At 66.3% G+C, this 18,640-nt stretch carries 17 protein-coding genes; 7 read left to right on the top strand and 10 right to left on the bottom strand.

Features of this window, described 5'->3' with window-relative positions; translation table 11 throughout:
• Positions 1-25: 25 nt before the first annotated feature.
• From EGM87_RS21430 to EGM87_RS21405, 6 genes are all read left to right on the top strand, one after another.
• Positions 26-529 (top strand): RidA family protein, encoded by a 504-nt coding sequence (locus EGM87_RS21430; protein ID WP_025547700.1) that lies wholly within the window; start codon positions 26-28, stop codon positions 527-529.
• A 28-nt stretch (positions 530-557) separates the two neighbouring features.
• Positions 558-2,144 (top strand): flavin monoamine oxidase family protein, encoded by a 1,587-nt coding sequence (locus EGM87_RS21425; RefSeq protein WP_025547698.1) that lies wholly within the window; start codon positions 558-560, stop codon positions 2,142-2,144.
• Positions 2,141-2,548, top strand: coding sequence for a c-type cytochrome (locus EGM87_RS21420; protein ID WP_025547696.1), 408 nt, complete (start codon positions 2,141-2,143; stop codon positions 2,546-2,548). The genes EGM87_RS21425 and EGM87_RS21420 overlap by 4 nt, the downstream gene beginning before the upstream one ends.
• A 112-nt stretch (positions 2,549-2,660) precedes the next feature.
• Positions 2,661-4,112, top strand: coding sequence for a UbiA family prenyltransferase (locus EGM87_RS21415; protein ID WP_025547694.1), 1,452 nt, complete (start codon positions 2,661-2,663; stop codon positions 4,110-4,112).
• A 21-nt stretch (positions 4,113-4,133) separates the two neighbouring features.
• Positions 4,134-4,544 (top strand): DMT family transporter, encoded by a 411-nt coding sequence (locus tag EGM87_RS21410; protein ID WP_025547692.1) that lies wholly within the window; start codon positions 4,134-4,136, stop codon positions 4,542-4,544.
• Position 4,545: 1 nt separating this feature from the next.
• On the top strand, positions 4,546-5,841 hold the full coding sequence (locus EGM87_RS21405) for a hypothetical protein (RefSeq protein ID WP_025547691.1): 1,296 nt from the start codon (positions 4,546-4,548) through the stop codon (positions 5,839-5,841).
• Position 5,842: 1 nt separating this feature from the next.
• Here the strand turns inward: EGM87_RS21405 and EGM87_RS21400 are convergent, their stop codons facing one another.
• From EGM87_RS21400 to EGM87_RS21380, 5 genes are read right to left on the bottom strand one after another with little or no spacing between them, the layout of a single operon-like run.
• On the bottom strand, positions 5,843-6,886 hold the full coding sequence (locus EGM87_RS21400; protein ID WP_137708876.1) for an acyltransferase family protein: 1,044 nt from the start codon (positions 6,884-6,886) through the stop codon (positions 5,843-5,845).
• Between the two features lie 20 nt (positions 6,887-6,906).
• The gene (locus EGM87_RS21395) at positions 6,907-7,986 is read right to left on the bottom strand and encodes an acyltransferase family protein (RefSeq protein ID WP_025547688.1); all 1,080 of its coding nucleotides are present in this window, start codon (positions 7,984-7,986) and stop codon (positions 6,907-6,909) included.
• Positions 7,983-9,206, bottom strand: a complete 1,224-nt coding sequence (locus EGM87_RS21390; protein ID WP_044661106.1) for a hypothetical protein — start codon at positions 9,204-9,206, stop codon at positions 7,983-7,985. The genes EGM87_RS21395 and EGM87_RS21390 overlap by 4 nt, the downstream gene beginning before the upstream one ends.
• A gap of 25 nt (positions 9,207-9,231) precedes the next feature.
• Positions 9,232-10,356, bottom strand: coding sequence for a GumK N-terminal domain-containing glycosyltransferase (locus EGM87_RS21385; protein ID WP_044661107.1), 1,125 nt, complete (start codon positions 10,354-10,356; stop codon positions 9,232-9,234).
• Positions 10,353-11,489 (bottom strand): glycosyltransferase, encoded by a 1,137-nt coding sequence (locus tag EGM87_RS21380; protein ID WP_025547684.1) that lies wholly within the window; start codon positions 11,487-11,489, stop codon positions 10,353-10,355. The genes EGM87_RS21385 and EGM87_RS21380 overlap by 4 nt, the downstream gene beginning before the upstream one ends.
• Positions 11,490-11,622: 133 nt before the next feature.
• Here EGM87_RS21380 and EGM87_RS21375 point away from each other — a divergent pair, with 133 nt between their 5' ends.
• Positions 11,623-12,591 (top strand): glycosyltransferase family 2 protein, encoded by a 969-nt coding sequence (locus EGM87_RS21375; protein ID WP_244309839.1) that lies wholly within the window; start codon positions 11,623-11,625, stop codon positions 12,589-12,591.
• Between the two features lie 18 nt (positions 12,592-12,609).
• Here the strand turns inward: EGM87_RS21375 and EGM87_RS21370 are convergent, their stop codons facing one another.
• Genes EGM87_RS21370 through EGM87_RS21350 form a run of 5 tightly spaced genes read right to left on the bottom strand, consistent with a single transcriptional unit; the run spans position 12,610 to position 18,621 of the window.
• Positions 12,610-13,635 (bottom strand): polysaccharide pyruvyl transferase family protein, encoded by a 1,026-nt coding sequence (locus EGM87_RS21370; protein WP_137708877.1) that lies wholly within the window; start codon positions 13,633-13,635, stop codon positions 12,610-12,612.
• Complete coding sequence (locus tag EGM87_RS21365; RefSeq protein WP_244309838.1) at positions 13,632-14,648, bottom strand: glycosyltransferase family A protein; 1,017 nt, start codon at positions 14,646-14,648, stop codon at positions 13,632-13,634. The genes EGM87_RS21370 and EGM87_RS21365 overlap by 4 nt, the downstream gene beginning before the upstream one ends.
• Before the next feature lie 28 nt (positions 14,649-14,676).
• On the bottom strand, positions 14,677-16,563 hold the full coding sequence (locus EGM87_RS21360; protein WP_137709104.1) for a WecB/TagA/CpsF family glycosyltransferase: 1,887 nt from the start codon (positions 16,561-16,563) through the stop codon (positions 14,677-14,679).
• Positions 16,564-16,585: 22 nt separating this feature from the next.
• Complete coding sequence (locus tag EGM87_RS21355) at positions 16,586-17,254, bottom strand: tyrosine-protein kinase family protein (RefSeq protein WP_037481691.1); 669 nt, start codon at positions 17,252-17,254, stop codon at positions 16,586-16,588.
• A complete protein-coding gene (locus tag EGM87_RS21350; RefSeq protein WP_025547675.1) occupies positions 17,251-18,621 on the bottom strand; it encodes an exopolysaccharide biosynthesis protein in 1,371 nt (456 codons plus the stop codon). The genes EGM87_RS21355 and EGM87_RS21350 overlap by 4 nt, the downstream gene beginning before the upstream one ends.
• Positions 18,622-18,640: the final 19 nt, after the last annotated feature.

The raw sequence follows: 18,640 nt of genomic DNA, 5'->3' as shown, positions 1-18,640 counted from the left end.
CAGCAATATGGGAATGGGGGCGTTCATGGCAAATCCGTCGGCGTTCAGGCTTTCTCTTGTCGGCATCATTGCCGCCGCTTCCTTGTCATCGACGGCCCATGCCGCGCCGGTGGAGCATAAACAGGCCCCCGGCGCGATGATCGCCAGCGCCGCCGTGGTCCCGCCCGGCAGCACGCTCTATTTCCTCTCCGGCGCGACCGGCGCGCCCATCGACCCCAAGGATACGGAAAGCCCCGGCGCCTTTGGCGATACCGAGGCGCAGGCAATGTCGATCTTCACCAGGATGAAGGCGCAGCTTGCGGAAATGGGTCTCACCATGGGCGATGTGGTCAAGCTGACCGTCTTCCTGGTGGGAGACCCCAAGCTGGGCGGTAAGATGGACCGCGACGGCATGACGCGGGCCTACAAGAAATTCTTCGGCACGGCGGAGCAGCCCAACCTGCCGACGCGCTCGGCCTTCCAGATCGCGGGCCTCGCCCGGCCGCAGCAATTGATCGAGATCGAGGCGATCGCTGCCAGGGGTAACTGAACTTCCGCCGCCGCGCACAGGGGGTATTATGGAGAATAGCATGCAGCCGAGCCGCCGCCAGCTTCTGGGCCTGATCGGCAAGGCGGGTGGCGCGGCGGCCATGTACCAGGCGATGACCGCGCTGGGCCATGCCGCCGAAACCCAGTTCGACGGTCCCCCCGTCCTCTCCGGCGCGAAGCCGGGCGCGTCGGTCGTCGTGCTGGGCGCGGGCCTGGCCGGCATGGTCGCCGCCTATGAACTGGAAAAGGCCGGCTATCAGGTCAAAGTCCTGGAGTTTCAGGACCGTCCGGGCGGCCGCAACTATACGCTGCGCGGCGGCGACACCTTCACCGAAAGCGACGGCACTGTGCAGAAGGTGCAGTTCGCGCCGGGCAACTACATCAATCCCGGCCCCTGGCGCATCCCGCATCATCACAACTGCCTGCTGCATTATTGCCGGCAGTTCGGCGTGGCGCTGGAGCCGTTCATCCAGCTCAACCATAATGGCTTCATCCATTCCAGCGAAGCCTTTGACGGCAAGCCGCAGCGCTACAAGGCGGTGGCGACCGACTTCCGGGGCCACACATCGGAACTGCTGGCCAAGGCCGCGAACGCCAAGGCGCTGGACGGCAGCGTGAGCGCGGAGGACAAGGAGAAGCTGCTGGAGGCGCTGCGCCATTGGGGCGTGCTCGACGACAATATGGCCTATACCAGCAGCGTGGCCGTCTCCGCCCAGCGGGGCTATGACCGCCCGCCCGGCGGCGGCGTCGGCGGTGCTCCCACGCCCTCCCAGATCGCGAAGCTGGGCGACGTGCTCGACCCGCAGGTCTGGACGGCGATGAGCTTCTATTTCAACTATGTGATGCAGACGACCATGTTCCAGCCGGTGGGCGGCATGGACATGATCGGCAAGGCCTTCGCCAAGCAGGTCGGCAAGCTCATCACCTATAATGCCAAGGTCACGAAGGTCGCCCAGAACGGCAAGGGCGTGACCGTCAGCTACAGGGACGTGCCGAGCGGCAGGATGAACAGCGTCAGCGCCGACTGGTGCGTGTGCACCATCCCGCTGTCGATCATCAGCCAGGTCGAGATGCAAGTGGGGCCGAAACTGGCGGCGGCTATGAAGGCGGTGCCCTATGCCGGCCAACTCAAGATGGGAATGGAATTCAAGCGCCGCTTCTGGGAAGAGGACGACAATATCTATGGCGGCCACAGCTTCACCGACCAGCCGATCGCGCAGCTATCCTATCCCAACGACCGCTTCTTCGCGCCGGGACCGGCGGTGCTGCTGGGCGCGTTCGCCCGCGATGCGGGTGCGTTCGAACTGACCGGCATGACGCCGCAGGAACGGATAGAGGCGGCGCTGGCGCAGGGCGAAATCTTCCATCCGCAATATCGCAAGGAATTCCTGAACGGCGTTTCCGTGCCCTGGAGCCGCGTGCCCTGGATATTGGGATGCACATCGCGCTGGAGCGAGGAGAACCGGGAGGCGCATTACCAGAATCTGGTCGCCATTGACGGGCGCGTGGTGCTGGCGGGCGAACATGCCAGCTATTATGGTGGCTGGATGGAAGGATCGCTGCTCTCCGGCCTCGACGCGATCACGCGCATCCACCAGCGGACGCAGGCGGCATGAGCCCGCGCCGCGCCCTGATCCTCGTCCCGCCGCTATTGGCCCTTCTCGCCGCGCCGGGCCATGCCGACACGCCCGGCGGCGTGCAGGCGAAGAACAAGGCGGTGGATGGGGAGAAGGTCTACAGGCAGATCTGCGCCGCCTGCCACATGCCCAATGCCATGGGCAGCGGCGGCGGCGCCATTCCGGCTCTGGCGAAGAACAGGAAGCTGGCCGATCCCGCCTATCCGGTCACCATCGTGACGAAGGGCAAGGGCGCGATGCCGCCGATGAGCGACATGCTCTCGCCAGCGCAGGTGGCGGCGGTCATCACCTATGTGCGGACCCATTTCGGCAACGCCTATCCCCAACCCGTCACGGAAGCGGACGTGAAACGCATCGCCAGGCCCGGCCGAAGCGCGGAGTGACAGGAAAGGCTGTTCCTTCCCGCGCACCGCGAAAACCCTTAGCAATTTCCCCTTAATTGATTCGCTTCCTCGCCTCACATCTAATCAGTTTGGATGAAGTGAAGGGGAAGCCATGCAAGTTGCTGTCCAGTCGAAGCCGCAGGTGAATACCCAATGCCGTCCGCTTGTCGTCGATCTGGACGGCACGCTGATCAAGGGGGACTTGCTGGTCGAATGCCTGATCTCGGCCTTCAACGACAGACCCCGCACCATCCTCTCGTCCTTTCTGCGCATGGGATGGAACAAGGCGGCGATCAAGGCGGAACTGGCGGACAGCCCCGATTTCGATCCCCATTACCTGCCCTATGACGATCAGGTGCTCTCCCTGATCCGCGCGGCGCGGGCGGAGGGAAGGCCGACCTACCTCGCCTCGGCGGCCGATGCCCGGCTGGTGTCGCAGATCGCGGATCATCTCTGCCTGTTCGACGGTTGGTTCGCGTCCGACGGGACGACCAACCTGTCGGGCAGGGCCAAGCGGGACCGGCTGGTCGCGGAATTCGGGGAGGGCGGCTTCGACTATATCGGCAATGCCATGGTCGACGTCCCGGTCTGGGAGCATGCCGCGCAAGGCTATGCCGTGCGCGCGCCCACCGCCGCCTTCCGCCATATGCAGCGCAGGGGCCGCCCGCTCAAGGCCCTGGCGGAGGAAGGGGCCAGCCCCGGGCTCTGGCTGCGTCAGTTGCGCGTCCACCAATATGTGAAGAATGCGTTGGTCTTCGTGCCGCCGCTGATCGGCAATGAGATCACCCGGCTGGCCCTGCTGCAAAGCCTCTGCGCCTTCGTCGCCTTCTCCCTGATCGCGTCGTCCATCTATATCGTCAACGACATCGTCGACCTGCATGCCGACCGGCGGCACCCCAGCAAGCGCGGCCGTCCGCTCGCCAGCGGGCAGTTGCCGATCGGGGCGTCGCTGATCGTGTCGGGCCTGCTGCTGACTCTCGGCCTGCTGACGGGGGCGATGGTGTCGCTGCCGCTGCTGGGCGTGCTGTTCGGCTATTTCGCGCTTACCAGCGCCTACAGCTTCGTGCTCAAGCGGAAATTCCTGATCGATGTCCTGGCGCTATCCCTGCTCTACGCCGTGCGGGTGATCGGCGGCAGCGCGGCGACGGGGATCGTCATGTCCGACTGGCTGCTCGCCTTCGCGGTCATGTTCTTCACCAGCCTGGCGCTGATCAAGCGCTACACCGAACTCGCCAAGCGCAAGGACGCCGATCTGGGCGACGCCAGCAACCGCAATTACAAGGTCAGCGACATGACCATGGTGATGTCGATGGCGGTGGCTTCCGCCTATGTCTCCATCACCGTGCTGGCGCTTTATTTCACCTCGCCGGCCGTCAACGGCTCCTATCGCCATCCCGACCTGTTGTGGATCATCTGCCCGATCATGCTCTATTGGGTGGGGCGGATGCTGATGCTGGCGCATCGCCGCCTGATCCACGACGATCCGGTCGTCTTCGCCCTGCGCGACCGCATGAGTTCGGGCATGGTCTGCCTGGTCCTGCTCATCATGTTCGCGGCGCACTGATCCCATCCCCGGAGGAAAACCTTGCCTGCCCAAGCCCTGGCTGAACATCGCGCGGCCGCCGGCCTGCTGTGGCCGCTTCTGGTCCTGACCTGCGTGCTGCTGTCCTCCGGATCGCAGGTGCTGATGAAGATCGGCATGAACGGCGTCCCGGTGCAGAATGCGCTGGCGCGCGGATCGGCGATCGAGATCGCGACCACCATCGCGACCACCCCCCTGGTGATCGTCGGCATGGCGATGTTCGGCCTCAGCGCCGGGGCGTGGCTGATGGTCCTGTCCCGCATGAACCTGTCGCAGGCCTATCCCTGCGTCGCGCTCGGCATCGTGGTCACCGCCATTTGCGGCTTCTGGCTGCTGGGGGAGGCGATTTCGCCGGCGCGTCTCGGGGGCATCGGGCTGATCGTGGCGGGCGTGCTCGTGACGGGGCTGAGCTGAGATGGCCGCGACCGCGCTTGGCGCGCCCGCCCGCCGCATCTGGCCGATCGGCGTCGGCCGCGTCGACCTGGTGCTGGTCATCCTGCTCAGCATGACGGCCATGGCGATCTGCCTGTTCAACGGCAAGGCGCTGTCGCCGCAGGTCTATGACACGTTCAACATCTATTTCCAGGCCGATCCGCCCCGCGTCATCTCCAACATGACGGAGCGCTGGAGCCCGTACCAGAACCGCACCGTCGCCCATCCGCTCTTTTCCATAACCGCATTGTCATCGGTCAAGGCGCTGGCCTTGCTGGGCCTGCCGCCGATGCAGGCGATCGGCCTGCTGCTGATGCTCGCCGCCGCGGTCAGCGCGGGGGGTTTCCATGTGGCGATGCGGCTGATGGGCCTTGCCCCCGCGGCGGCCGCCGGCTTCACCCTCGCATTGCTCGCCAGCGCCGGTTTCCTCCACTGGTATGCCTTTATCGAAACCTATGCATTCAGCGCGACCGGCATCGTGCTGATGCTGATCTTCACCTGTTCGATGCGGAGCCTGCCCCGCGCCGGCTGGATCGTCGCTTCGGCGGCAAGCGTCGCGATGCTGATCACCAATTGGGGCCTGGGGCTGGCGGCCGCCTTCTTCCGCCTGCCGTTCCGCCAGTTCCTGCTGGTCAGCGGGGGCGCCTTCCTGCTGGTGTCGGCGGTCTCCGCGGTCCAGATGAAGCTGTTGCACCGCGCCGCCTTCTGGCTCGACCCGCGCATCATCGTCAAGGAAAAGACCTATGCCGGACCGAAGATGCACGCCGCCGGCATGGCATGGCACCCGTCCATCAGCGCGCGCAACGCCCTGCTGATGCCGGGCGTCGTGCCATCGCCGCAGCGGGCCGACATGCAGACGGAGATCGGCTCCTCGACGGTCGTGACCAACCAGTTCGCGCCGCTCGGCCAGTGGGGCGTCGCGGGCGGCATCGCCGCCGCCGCCTGGCTGGTCCTGCTGGCCGGAGGCGTCGCGGGAACGCTGGCCGACCGGCAGAGGCGGCCCATCGGCCTGGCGCTGGGCCTGTTCCTGGCTTCGAAGATACTCTTCCACAGCGTCTATGGAGAAATCACCTTCCTTTACGCGGCGGACATCGCGGTTGCCGCGCTGGCTTTCGCGGCGCTGGGATGGTTCTCCCCCTATCGCAAGGCAGTCGTCGGCGCGCTGATCCTCTTCATCGCCGTCGGTTCCATCCATAATGAGCGGCAGTTTCTGACCGCGGCGAAGCTTTCCAACCAGATTGCCCTGGACAAGCAGCATGGCCGCGCATCCGGCATCTGAGTCAGATGCTGAACCGCTTCGGCAAGGACTGCCGCATGCCTTCGTCGCTATAGAGCCACATCCGGCCCAGACTTCCCGCCCGGTCGTGAAGGACCAGCGATCCGAACAGGGAGAACAGCATCAGGAAGGGCGTGACCCATAGAAAGGCATGATCCCCCAGCGGCAGGACGGACAGCGGCATGGACAGCGCGGCGATGACCAGCCCATGGCCGAGGTAGATGCTGAGCGTTCGCCGCCCGAAGAAGATCAGCGGCCCCTTCAGCCACGAAATCCGGCTGAGCAACAGGGCGACGCCGACTGCCGCCATCAGGCCCGCCATGGACAGGCCGATCTGCGCGCCGGGATGGCACGTCAGCATCGAAAGGGCCGCAAAGCCTGCCGTTCCGCCCACGATCAGCGTCGCGGCATGGCGCGGCGCCCGCTCCGCCAGCGCCCGGCCATACCATGCCCCGCCGATGAAGAAGGGCGCATAGAGCAGGCCGTTGCGCCACGGATAATGGGGCAGTTCCGCCACCGGCCCGGCCGACAGGACGCAAAGCAGGAAGATCGCCGACAGATGGACGGGACTTCGGAAGCGGGCAATCGCCTTGGCAAGGACCAGATAGATCGCCATCAGCCACAGGAACCATTGTCCGCTGGGCGGGATGATCCACATATAGATGAGCTGCCATTTGGAAAGGCCCAGCGGCTTCAGCCCGTCGGTCGGGTCGAAATAGCGGAAGAACAGCCAGTAGATCACGGTCCACAGGCTGTAGAGCCAGACGAGATTGGCCACCCGGCCGGTCAGCAGCCGGCCCCAGGACCGGCTGAGCGCCCCGGCGGCGAACAGCCCCGCTATGGCGAAGAACAGCGGCATGCGGACCGGCTTCGCCAACGCATCGAGCGTGGAAAAGACCGCCCAGCCATGGCCGATGGAAGCACCCGTCAGCGCGGCATGATGGAAGACGACCAGCAGGATCGACAGGCCCTTGGCCACGTCCAGCCAGTCTATGCGTCCCTCATCCTCCTTCACCGACCCGTGCGCGACCCTGTTTTCCTTGCGCATCTGGCTTTATCCTTATCGTCTCACCTTCGAACCTCCGCCCGGCTGAGATCGGGCAATAGGATGACCTTGGGCTGCCGGTCGAACAGCCTTGCAAGCAGGCGGCGCAAACAATGGTTGGCCGGCCCTTCGACGAAGCGATGGGACAGCGCCGCGATGCCGACCGCCAGCAGCAGCGATGCCACGGCGCGCGGCGCCGGCGGCACCGGCAGATATCCCGCCAGATAGAAAGCGGGCATGTGCAGCAGATAGAGCGAGAAGCTCCACGCCCCCAGCCGCCGCATCGCGCCATTGCCCCACAGCCAGTCGTTCAGCCGATGGTCGATGGTCGCGCTGTGGATGACGCAGGCGCAGAGCAGGACCTTCGCCAGATCGCCATAATAGCCGATATGCTTGGGGTCGCCGCGCGTCGACGGGAAGAGGAAGGGTTCGGCCCACGCCGGCGACAGCAGGATGGCGGCCAGGAAGGCCAGGGCGCTTCCCAGCACGAGCATGGCGAGCGGCGGGCGCGGCGGCGCCGCCTTCATCAGCAATGCCGTGCCGATCCCGGCGATGAAGATGTGCAGCTTTGCGAAGACGGAGAAGCCCGGCGTCCAACTGCTGATCGCATAGCTCAGGCAGATCGCGGTCGCCAGCGCCAGGAAGGCGACCGGCCTGTTCGGGCGGCTGCTGTGGAACGCCATCCAGATCAGCGGAAAGAGGAAATAGAACTGGAATTCCGGGCCGATGGACCAGAAGATCGGCTGCGCGCTGGTGAAGCTGAGCAACCGCAGGAGCTGCTGGCCGTCTATGCGATAGATGAAGGCCGGATCGGCATAGCTGAAGAGGAAGAAGGACAGCAGCGACACCGCCAGATAAAGCGGCAGGATTCGCCCCGCCCGCGCCGCGCCATAGCGCAGCAGCGCCGCGACGTCGGGCTTCTGCCCCAGATAGAGATGGCCCATCAGGAAACCGCTCAGCACGAAGAACAGCATCACGCCATAATCGCCCAGGCGGTGATTGACCCAGGGCGGCAGCCCGACATCGGGAAAATGCGACAGCATCACGATCAGCGCCGCAAAGCCGCGCAACCCGTCCAGCGCTGGAATATGCCGCCCGCTCATGCCGGGGGCGTGCTGTCCGCTGCCCTCCGCCCGCGTGCGAAGCAGAAGCCGTAGAGCGCCCACATCAACGCCGCCGTCTTGATCGAGAGCAGCGAATTGCTGATCGGCAGGCACAGGATGAGGAACAGCATGGTGCCATGTTTCGCCATGCGGTCGCCCGGCGCCCTGCCGAACCCGGTGAGCGACAGCGCCAGCCAGAGGCCGAGCGCGATGAGCACGGATTGGGACTGGATGAAATCGGCCCATCCCGCATCGTCCAGCCGCGCGAATTCGGGGCTGACCCCCAGCAATGCGGCGGCATCCATCGTCCCCAGCGCATGCAGGCCGATGCCCAGCCGCCCGGCGAAATTGTCGCCATTGGGCATCAGCAGGCCGAACGCATCCCCCAGCCAAAGCAGGCCCAGCATGACAGGCAGGTAGATCGCGCTCCAGCGGTCGGGCAGATAGCGGCAGAGCGGCAGATAGAGGCAGAAGAGCAGGATGACCGTCATCGCGAGCCGCCCGTCGCAGATCACCAGCAGCGCGAAGGTGGACGCCACCATGAAGGCCCGGCCCCAGCGCGACAGTTCGCGCCAGCAGGCCGCCGTGAAGATGGTGACGACGACCGCCCAGTTGCCGAGCGACACCGGCTCCAGGAACAGCGACGACCCGCGATGGAAACCGAAGCCGTTGAGCAACAGCCGCCCGCCCGGCCGTTCCGAACTCAGGAACAGCGATCCGCCCGCCCAGAAGGCGTCGGCGTCATATCCGCGCGTGTTCACATAATAATCGACCACGTTGAAGAAGGCGCCATATTGGTCCGGCCGCGCCAGTTCCCACATGCCCACCAGCAGGATGCACGCCTGCATGACGAGGACCGACCGGCGGAACAGGTCGGCGCGCAGCGCCGTGCCCAGCAGGATGAAGGCCGGGATCAGCAGCACGTCGCCCAATATCTTGGGATTGAACTGCGCCCGGATCGCGCTGGTCAGCAGCACGGCCATCACCAGCAGCGCGGCCAGCGTCCACCATCGCGCCGCCAGCGCGACCGGCTGGAACAGGCCCAGCAGCAATGCAGAGATGACGATGCCGCCCTGCATCACGGACACGATCGACCCGTTCATCGGCGCGACATGGCTGTTCACCCAGGCGAGGAACGGGTTGAACAGGACCGTCGCCGCCAGCAGCGCCATGGCCGCCACCGGCACGACCGCGCGCAGCATGTCCCCGGCGCCTTGCATCCGGACGTCTCTTTGCAGGACAAGCTCAGCCAAGGGCGACCTCCACCAGCCGGTCGGCCACATCGCCCCAATCCTGCGTCGGCGCTGGCCGCCGGCGCGTCTGGGCGGCCCTGGCGAAGGCCTGCACCATCCCATCGGCGTCGCCCGGCCGATAGCCGAAACGCAGCCCATGTTCGCCCACCGCGAAATCCGGGCAGACGGCGGGCAGGCCGATGGCGCCATATTGCATCAGCTTCAGGCTGGAATCCGCCAGATAGGCCGATGCTTCCGCCGGCAGATAGGCCGCGATCCCGACATCGGCATGCTGGATATAGGGCAGCGTCCGTTCGAAGGGCATCTCATCGTGCAGCACCACATTGGACGGGAAGGCGTGCCTGGGCGTTCCGATCATGTGGAAGGTGAAATGGGGAACCGCCTGCGCCAGCGTGCGGATCGCGCCCTCGTCGAACAGCATCGATCCGACCGCCACCGCATTATGCGGCCGGTCATAGGGGCTGACGGTCGGCCGGCGCAGGTTTCGCAGGTCGACGCCATGGGGAATGAAGATGCGCGGACAGTCGAAGCTGTCGAAATGCGGCAGCATGCTGCGGGCGACGACCACGACCATGTCGATGTCGCGCGCCTGCCTGTGCAGCGTCGTTTCGATGCATGGCGGCACGCCGGCGGTCGCCAGCAGGTCGGTCGCGCGATAGACGATCCGCGCATGCGGGGCGATGGCCCGCACCCGCCGGATCAGCGCGGGGGCGATGCCGGATTCGATGAGGATGAGGTCCGCCGTCGCCGCCGCCTCGTCCAGGGCGGGGCAGGCCATGCCCGCCCAGCGGTGGAACAGCCAGCCGGTCAGCGCATCGGGCACCGGCATCTTGACCGGATGCCAGCGGGTCCGCCACAGATAGGCGCGCAGGCCGTCCACCGTTTCCCAGCGGTTGGCGCGCGGGTCCAGCGCCGCCCGGCTGTCGCCGCGCAGCCGCGACAGCCAGCTGTAGCCGATGGACAGGAAGGCGACGTCATGACCCCGTTCGGCCAGTTTCTGGGCGATGAAATGCACGCTGGCGCGGCGCGCCGTGCGATAATCGTGGCGCGACAGGATGAGGATGCGGGCGTTGGTGACGCCATGGGGTGCGAGGGCGGCCGAAATGGGGATGTTCAATGGCGTCTCTCCCTGCGGCCGATGATTTCGTCGTAATAATCTTCCAGTTCCGCCATGTTGGACCGGATGTGGAAACTGTTGTTGACCCATTCCCGTCCCGCCCGGCCGAAGCTTTCGCACAGGTCCGCCGACAGCAGCAGCCGTTCCAGATGCGCGGCATAGCTGCCGGTGTCGCGCCGCTCCGCCAGCAGGCCGCTCTGCCCCGGCCGGATGGCTTCGCGCATCGGCCCGTCGTCGAAGGCGACCACAGCCATGCCCAGGGCCTGCGCCTCCATCAGCACGATGGGCAGCCCTTCGCTGTCGCCATTCGCGGCGCGGATGCTGGGCATGGCGAAGATCCTGTGCCGGGCCATGGCGGCGAACACCGCCTCTCGCGGCTGCGGGCCGGCAAATACCGGCTGGATGCCCAGTTTTCGTGCCTGATCCATCAGCGCCGGCTTCATCGGGCCGTCCCCGATGATGGTCAGCGGCTCCTCGCGCAGGCGGGGCGGCAGCTTCGCCCAGGCGTCGAGCAGGAAGTTGACGCCCTTCTTCTCGACCAGCCTGCCCACGAACAGCGCGCCCCGGCGCAGCGAGGGGGAATCCACCTGCGGCAATGCGGCGGGGTCGATGCCCAGGCGGATGACCCGCAGCTTGCCTTCGGGATAGCCGGCCTCCAGCAGACACTGCCTGATCCAGTTCGACACGCAGATGATGCCGTCGACATAGCGCATCAGGACGGGCTTCAGCATCAGGTACCAGAGCCCTTCCGTGCGCCGCGCATGTTCGCGGGCGGTGACGGTCGCGTCATAGCCATGGGCCGTCACCACCAGCGGCATGCGCCGCCGCAGGGCAAGCGGCAGGATGCCCGCGCCGTCCTGAAGGAAATGCGCGTGGATCAGGCCGGCGGAGCGTGAGGACAGTTGTCCGTCCAGATGGTCGTAATGTCCGGTCAGCCGACTGCTGATCCTTTTCCACTTTCCGGCGCCGGGTTCATGAAGCAGATGCAGTTGCTGTCCGTCCCGATAATGGCCGCCGACAATGTCGTCGGCCATGACGAAGGGGCGGTATCGGCGCAGCGACCGGATATGGTCCGCAATGAAGGTCTCCGACAAGGGCAGGAAACCGCGTCTGTAAATGGCGACCATCGGCATATTGTCTGTCCGCACTGGGAAGATCGGGTTCGGACCCTTGGGACATATCCTAGGGGTATTCCCTCAATTCGCTGCTGCTTGTGCGGCTGTTATATCCAAAGCCCACCCCTGTTTCGAGTAAGGCATAACACCTATGCAGCGGAACCTAACCCCTTGTGTCTCGGTGATAATTGCCGCCTATAATGCGCAGGATACGCTGGTTCGCGCGGTCAATTCGGCGCTGGCGCAGCAGGTGCCGGTCGAAGTGCTGATCATCGACGATGCGTCGAGCGACGACACGCTGCGGGTGGCGCGGGGCCTGACGCGCATGCACGACAATGTCCGCCTGATCGTCAGCGCGGAAAATGGCGGACCTTCGGTCGCGCGCAACAGGGGGCTGGCCGCGGCGCAGGGCGAGTGGATCGCGATACTCGACGCCGACGATGCGTTCCTGCCGGGGCGGCTGCAACGCATGACCGGGGTGGCGAGGCGGCATGAGGCCGATCTGGTGGCCGACAATCTGCTGTTCTTCGACTGGCAGGCACAGGCCGTGGCGGGCCGGGCGCTCAGGCTGGCGGACGATCATGTGCAGCAGGTCGGCGCGGCGGATTTCGTCGGCCAGTGCATGACCGGCCGTTCCCCCTTCGACTATGGCCAGCTAAAGCCGATCTTCCGCCGCCGTTTCCTCCATGCGCGCGGACTGCACTATCCGCCTCACCTCCGCCATGGCGAGGATTTCGCCTTCGTTCTGGACTGGCTGCTGGCCGGCGCGCGCTTCATGCTGATGGGGGAGGGGCTTTACCTCTTCACGCAGCGCATCGGTTCGATCTCCTCGGACAGTTCGGGCCAGTCGCGCACCATCCTCAACCTCCAGGCCATGCGGGACCATACGCTGGGCCTGCTCGCCCGCCCGCGCATCCGGGCGGACAGGGCATTGGCGGGGCTGTTGTCGAAACGGGCGGACGCGATCCGCGACCAGGCGATCTGGAACCGCGCCTATCCGCACCTGCGCGCCCGCCGGCCGGGGGCGCTGCTGATGGAAATGCTGCGCGACCGGCGCAGTTGGCCGATGCTGGCCCGTCACCTGGTCCGGCGGCACAGGGCGCGGACGCTGGCGCGTTAAGGCCCCCGCAGGCAATATTCAGCCTTCACGGCCCCCCGCAATGCCATCCAGCGCACGGCTCAACTGTTCGACCCTCTGCGCGAAAATCGCATCGCCGCTCAGGAAAGCGGGCGCGCCCACCAGCCGATGCAAAACCGTCGCCATGCGCTCCGTCCGCCGCCTGTCCCACCGCGCCATCGCGCCCCGCGCGGCACGCTGCGCCGGCAGGCGCCCCGGCAGCGCGCGCAGGTGATGCTTCACCTTGGGGCGCACCGATTGCCATAGCGCATTGCCCTCCCGCCGCATCATCCGCCGATAATGCGCCATGGCGCTATCCCTGTCCGGCCGCGGCAGGCGGAAATCCTGTCCGATGCAGCGCTGCACCTGCCCCTCATAATAGGCCCGCAGGCTGATCGAAGGCAGCGCCACCGGCTCATAGGGCAGGTCCAGCGACAGGGTCCAGTCCAGCCATTTGAAGCTGTTGATCCGCCGGGACGACGCAACGGGCACCCAGGGCACCCGCATCGTATCCGCGATGATCGCGGCATGCATGGAATCCGCGATCACCAGCCGCGCCGATCGGATGCGCTCTATCACCCGATGCGCGCATTGCCGGGGATCGACCAGTTCCACGCCCGCCAGCCTGCACGCCCTTTCCCAGGGGCCTTCGTCCATCGCCTCATAATGGGGAATGAAGATCGTCCCGTGTCGTTCTTCCTCTGCCAGGGGCTTCAGCCGCGGCAGGGTCGACAGCAGCAGCGCACCATCCGCAACCGCCCGTTCTGGCCGCCCGACCACCTGCGCCGTCAGCGGCCCGCGCAGCGCCGTCACCTTCCACCGCCCGCTGTCGAAATCGGCGGGCACGGGACGATAGCCGATGCCGCTGGAAAACACCCTGATCCGTTTCGCCTGCGGCATGTCGTTGCCGATGATCGTGCCGATGCCGCAGAACAGCTCGCCATCATCCTCGTCCGACCAGCGGCCCGGCGCGAGTTCTTCCCATAGCCAGCCGTTCAGGTCGTCGCCGAAATTCCCCTGCGGCGCCCGGTAATAATAAAGCTTCACGCAGGCATCTCCCGCAGGGCCGCCGGGCGCAGCTTGCGGCGCAGGATTTCCGTCCAACAGCCGGGCAGGTCACGCCAGAGGTGCCGGTAGGCCCTTGCGATCATCGCCCGCTGCAGCCGGTCCATCAGGCCCAGGTAAAGCCGCGGATGCATCAGGATCGCCGCCAGTTCCATCTGGAAGCTGCGTCGCCGCTGCTGCGTCAGCATCAGGCTTTGCGCATCGATGCCGTCGATCGCCCCCATCAGCTCGTTCGCCCGGATCATGGAAAGGATGCGCCGCAGGTTGCGCCCGCCCAGCCGCTCATGCGCGTCGCGATACAGGTTGATGCCTTCGCCGCGCAGGCTGTTGGCGGAAAGCGAGAAGCAGATGCCCCGCGCCCGATGCGCGATCCGCGCCCACATCAGCCAGTCTTCCCCGGCATAGCGCAGGCTCTCCTCGAACCGGAGCGATCCCACCGCCGACCTGCGCAGGATCACGGACGATGTTTGGCACAGATAGTCGCGCACCATCGACGATCCGCCGCTCGTCCCGACGAAGCGATAGGTGCCGCGCGTCCCGTCGAGCAGTTCGACCCCCTTCTGCGCGGGCAGCGCCTGGAAAAACGCCATGGCCGCGAACATGGTCGTCGGCGGCATGGCGCTGTCGCAGAAGTAGAAATCATGCGCCGTGCCCAGGGTGTCGATCCCCCAGGCCAGATGGTGCGTCGACCATTGATCGTCGGAATCCAGAAAGGCGATATAGCCGGAATCCGGCGATAGGGCGTCCAGGCCATGGTTGCGCGCCGCCGCCGGGCCGGCATTGGCCTGGCGAATGATGCGCAGCCTGATCCAATCGGGCAAGGCGAGATTATCGACATCCAGGTCGGCCGCGACCGGCGAACCGTCGTCGACGACGATCAGTTCGACTTCGGCGGGCCAGGGAAGATATTGGCAGGCGACCGACCGCACAGCTTCGCGCAGCAGCCCGCGCTTGCGCTGGAAGAACGGGATGACGACCGAAATGCGCTTCGGCATGGTCGTCCGGCGCCGGGCCATGCTGGCGTCAGGCCGCATCGGCCCCCCGCAGGGCTGTGGTCGGGGCTGGCGGGGGCGTATCCTCCCAATCCTGCCCGCGCCAGGCATCCTTCAGCGCATGGACGATGAAGCTCAGATTGCCGCGCAGATAGCGGTCCGCGAGCCGGGTGGGCTCCTGAAACAGCCGCCACGCCCATTCGAACCGCGCCCGCTGCACCCAGGCCGGGGCGCGCCGCACCCGTCCGGCGAGGAAGTCGAGCAAAGCGCCGCCGCACAGCACGGGCCGTCCGAACTCCGGCGCCCAGCGCGCCGCCCAGATCTCCTGCCGGGGATTGCCCATGCAGGCGAGCACCAGATCGGCCTTGCTCGCCCCTATGCGGTCGCTCAGGCCCGCTTCCTCCTGCGGGTCGAAGAAACCATGCTGCATTCCCACGATCGAGAGCCGCGGGCACAGGCGGCGCAGCGTCACCGCCGCGCGCTCCGCCACGCCCGGCGCCGCGCCGACCAGGAACAGCCGGAGCCCTTCGGGATGGTCCTTCAGCAGCGCGGGGATGAAGTCCGTGCCGTTGAGGTTGACGGGAAAGGAGCGGCCATAGCGCAACCGGCTCGCCAGATCGACGCCGATGCCGTCGTTCAGCACCAGCGCATTGCTCAGCGCCCCGGCCAGCCGGTCGTCCTTCCGCGCCAGATTGGCCATATGGGCGTTGCAGAAGGCGATGACCTTCGGCCTTTGCGCGCGGACATGGGACCGGATTTCCGCCAGCGCCTCCGTCTGGGAGAGAACGGCGACCTTCACCGGACCGATGGCCCGCTGGCGATGGCCCAATATCTGGTCGTAGATATGCACGATGCGCGCCGAGACCTCCGGCCAGCTATAGCCGCGCAGCGGTTCGGCCGCGTCCTTCAGGGCTCCCTTGACCCTGGCGGTGCGGAAATCCTTGAGCAGCCGCGCGGCCGACAGGGGATCGTCGAAATGCAGGAGCGTGCCGACGCCCAGCTTCTCGCAGGACCGGCGATGCGCCGGAATGTCGCTGGCGGCGGGATAGAGGCCGGCGGAAACCGCCTCGATCAACGATATGCCGAACCCTTCATAGGCGCTGGCGGACGCGAAGATGCTGCTGCGCCCGATCAGCGCGCGAAGCACCTCGTCGCTGGGGCTGTCGTGGAATTCCACCTTTTGGGATACGCCCTGTTCGACGGCGATCCGGCGCAGGTCGGACAGGGCGACGCCCATGGGCTTGCCCGCGACGATCAGCGACCAGGCGGGGTCCAGCGCATTCAACGCGGCGAACCAGCGGATCAGCCGATCGATCCGCTTGTTGGGGGCGATGCGGCCGAAATAGAGGATCGCCCGCGCATCCGGGTCGGCGGCGGCCGCGAACTTGTCGATGTCGACGCCATTTTCCACCAGCGTCAGCCTCTGGCGGCAAATGCGCGCGAAACTGTCCTGATCCGCCTCGCTACAGGCGATCGTTGCGTGGAAGCGGCTCAGCGACAGGCGGGATATGCTGTGGAAATAGACCTGCTTCAGCCGCTGCGCATAATCTGTGTGGAAGAAGCCGCCATGGGTGCTGAGCACCATCGGCTTCTGGTGCAGAAAGCGCGTGAGGGCCAGGAAATCGACGAAGAAATCCATGGCGTGGACGTGGATCAGGTCGCAATCGCGCACATGGCGCAGCACCGCCGGCGCAATGGGATAGCGCCGTCCGCCGCGGAAGGGCAGGCGGATGACCTCCACCCCGCCGATCGTCTCCCGCGCGGGCAGTTCCGCGCCATCGCCGTCGAAGATGCGGTTCAGCGTGACCATGCGCACGTCATGGCCCGCCCGCGCCTGCTCCTCGCAGAGGTTGCGGGTGAAATTCTCCAGCCCGCCGATGCCCGGATGATATTGGCGGGAGATATGGACGATCTTCATGCCTGTTCCACGCTTCATGCCGTCACACGATCATGACCGTGCCGATCAACGGCATGCCCAGCATCGACAGCTTGTTGATCGTAGACTTGAGGTCCGCCGTGGTGGTGGCGTCGCGGCTGACGGCCAGTATCGCCACCTCCGCGCCGGCCGCTGCCAGGGCGAGGTCCTCGACATGGCTGGCGTCGACCAGGCACAGGTCGAAATCGGCCATCATGTCGGCCAGGTCCCGGCTGTCGGATGCGGCCGCCAGCAGGGACAGTCTGGGGATCGAGGCAGGCCGGACGAAGGCGTGGAGGTCATCCTCCGGATCGGTGGGCGTGACCGGCGTCTGGCCGAGCAGCCGGTGCTGGACGAAGTCCGACTGCTTCATGTCGACGAGCAGCGTCCGCAAGCCGCTCAGCGCCGCCGACACCGCGACATTGGCGGTCAGGATCGCCGCCTCGTCGACCGCGCCGACCGTGAGGACCGCGATGGAGGAGGGCGCCCGCCCGTCCGCCAGGCGGAGCGCGGCCAGCGTCGACTGTATGTCGCGCGCCTGCACCGCCAGCCGGTCTTCCGGGTCGCTGATCGCCACGACCAGCGGATCGACCTGGATCGGCCCCACGGCATTCATCTCGGGCTTTTCGCCCGGGCCGGCGGCGATGAAGATCGCGCCGGGCTGCTCGCTTCTCTCTGTGGATCGGAGTCTCATGACCATTTGGCTCCTTCAAGGCGAAGTTGCTGTCCGATGTGACGGAGGTCGGCCTGTCCCAGCACGGGCACGCCGGTCAGATATGTCATCGCATCGCGGCTGCGGACGCGGGGTTGTAGCCATTCCAGCAGGACCGCCGTGCCGATGGCGAGCATCAGGCCCAATATCGTCATCATCAGCAGCCGCACGGGAATGTTCGGCGCGTTCGGCAGCAAGGGCGCCTCTGCGGCGTTCAGATGCAGCACGTTCAGCGAAGGGATGCTGCTCTTCGCGCGCAGTTCGGCCATTTGCTGCGTCTCGGTCTCATATTGCTTCTTGGCCGATTCCACATTGCTTTCCAGCACGTTGAGCTTGCCCCGGTCGCCCGCGAGCGACAGCATGCGGGCGCGGTGCTGGTTCAGCAGCGACTGCATGGCGCCCCGGTTGGCCGCGGCGGCGGAACTGGCCGCGGACAGGCTGCCCGAAGTCTTGGCCGTTTCCTGCGCCAGTGCCGCCCGCAACTGGGCGAGCTGGGAATTGGCCGCCCGCATCAACTCATGGCTGGGCCCCAGTTCCGCCGACATCTGGCGGATTTCGGCCGACTTGGTCGCGATCTGCGCGCGCAATCCCTGGACCACCCCGCTCGACTGCACTTCGGGCATGCTCGCCCCCGCGGCGGCGCGGGCGCCCGCATCGGCGGCGGACGCTTCGGCGGTGGACAATTTGGACGACAATTCGCTCAGCCGCGTGCTTTCCGCATCGATCGCCCCGGTGGAGACAATGCCGTGCTCGCGCTGGAACTTCGCCAGTTCGCTCTGTGCGCTTTCCATCCGCGCCTCGGATTCGCTGAGGCGGGTCTTGAACCAGTCGGCGTAGCGCTTGGCGAAATCATTGCTCATCGACAGGCGGGTCTTGTTGAACGCATCGGCAAAGGCATTCGCCATCTCAGCCGATCTGGCTGCATCGGTGCTGCGATAGGCGATGTCGATGGTGCTGCCCGCCGGGCTGGGCGTGACCTCCAGCCCGCTCTGGACCCGCCGGTTCAGCCAGCCCTGGAATGTCTGGGTTCCGTTGGTCTGGTCGAACCACTGCCTGCGCAGTTCGGGTTCCTTGTCGAGGCCCAGCGCGCGGGTGACATGGCCGGTGATCGCCTCCCCGCGCAATATCTGCGCCTCGGTCGCCAGCATGGCGGCGGGTTCGCCGGCCGCGCGCGTCTCGCCCGGCAGCGGATCGGGCGCGCGCGTGTCGAACAGCAGCGTGGCCGACGCCACATATTCGCGCGGCGTCATCAATATCCAGATCGCGGTCAGCAGCATGACGCTGCAGAATATCCCCGCCACCAGCCGCCAGCGCTGCAATATCGCGCGGAATATGTCCAATATCAGCATAGTCACTATCCTATTCGAT

This window comes from Sphingobium sp. RSMS (genome assembly GCF_005406185.4).
GTDB classification, from domain to species: Bacteria; Pseudomonadota; Alphaproteobacteria; order Sphingomonadales; family Sphingomonadaceae; genus Sphingobium; species Sphingobium fuliginis.
The sequence above is the reverse complement of the archived record's forward strand: the minus strand, read 5'-3'. Positions and strand labels throughout refer to the sequence as shown.

What these genes read in the sequence shown, in the direction of transcription:
- EGM87_RS21350 (WP_025547675.1), bottom strand. Translation starts at nt 18,621, where the DNA reads ATGCTGATATTGGACATATTCCGCGCGATATTGCAGCGCTGGCGGCTG.
- EGM87_RS21405 (WP_025547691.1), top strand. Translation starts at nt 4,546, where the DNA reads ATGGCCGCGACCGCGCTTGGCGCGCCCGCCCGCCGCATCTGGCCGATC.
- EGM87_RS21420 (WP_025547696.1), top strand. Translation starts at nt 2,141, where the DNA reads ATGAGCCCGCGCCGCGCCCTGATCCTCGTCCCGCCGCTATTGGCCCTT.
- EGM87_RS21395 (WP_025547688.1), bottom strand. Translation starts at nt 7,986, where the DNA reads ATGAGCGGGCGGCATATTCCAGCGCTGGACGGGTTGCGCGGCTTTGCG.
- EGM87_RS21430 (WP_025547700.1), top strand. Translation starts at nt 26, where the DNA reads ATGGCAAATCCGTCGGCGTTCAGGCTTTCTCTTGTCGGCATCATTGCC.
- EGM87_RS21375 (WP_244309839.1), top strand. Translation starts at nt 11,623, where the DNA reads ATGCAGCGGAACCTAACCCCTTGTGTCTCGGTGATAATTGCCGCCTAT.
- EGM87_RS21390 (WP_044661106.1), bottom strand. Translation starts at nt 9,206, where the DNA reads ATGCAAGGCGCCGGGGACATGCTGCGCGCGGTCGTGCCGGTGGCGGCC.
- EGM87_RS21360 (WP_137709104.1), bottom strand. Translation starts at nt 16,563, where the DNA reads ATGAAGATCGTCCATATCTCCCGCCAATATCATCCGGGCATCGGCGGG.
- EGM87_RS21415 (WP_025547694.1), top strand. Translation starts at nt 2,661, where the DNA reads ATGCAAGTTGCTGTCCAGTCGAAGCCGCAGGTGAATACCCAATGCCGT.
- EGM87_RS21380 (WP_025547684.1), bottom strand. Translation starts at nt 11,489, where the DNA reads ATGCCGATGGTCGCCATTTACAGACGCGGTTTCCTGCCCTTGTCGGAG.
- EGM87_RS21400 (WP_137708876.1), bottom strand. Translation starts at nt 6,886, where the DNA reads ATGCGCAAGGAAAACAGGGTCGCGCACGGGTCGGTGAAGGAGGATGAG.
- EGM87_RS21355 (WP_037481691.1), bottom strand. Translation starts at nt 17,254, where the DNA reads ATGAGACTCCGATCCACAGAGAGAAGCGAGCAGCCCGGCGCGATCTTC.
- EGM87_RS21365 (WP_244309838.1), bottom strand. Translation starts at nt 14,648, where the DNA reads ATGCCGAAGCGCATTTCGGTCGTCATCCCGTTCTTCCAGCGCAAGCGC.
- EGM87_RS21425 (WP_025547698.1), top strand. Translation starts at nt 558, where the DNA reads ATGGAGAATAGCATGCAGCCGAGCCGCCGCCAGCTTCTGGGCCTGATC.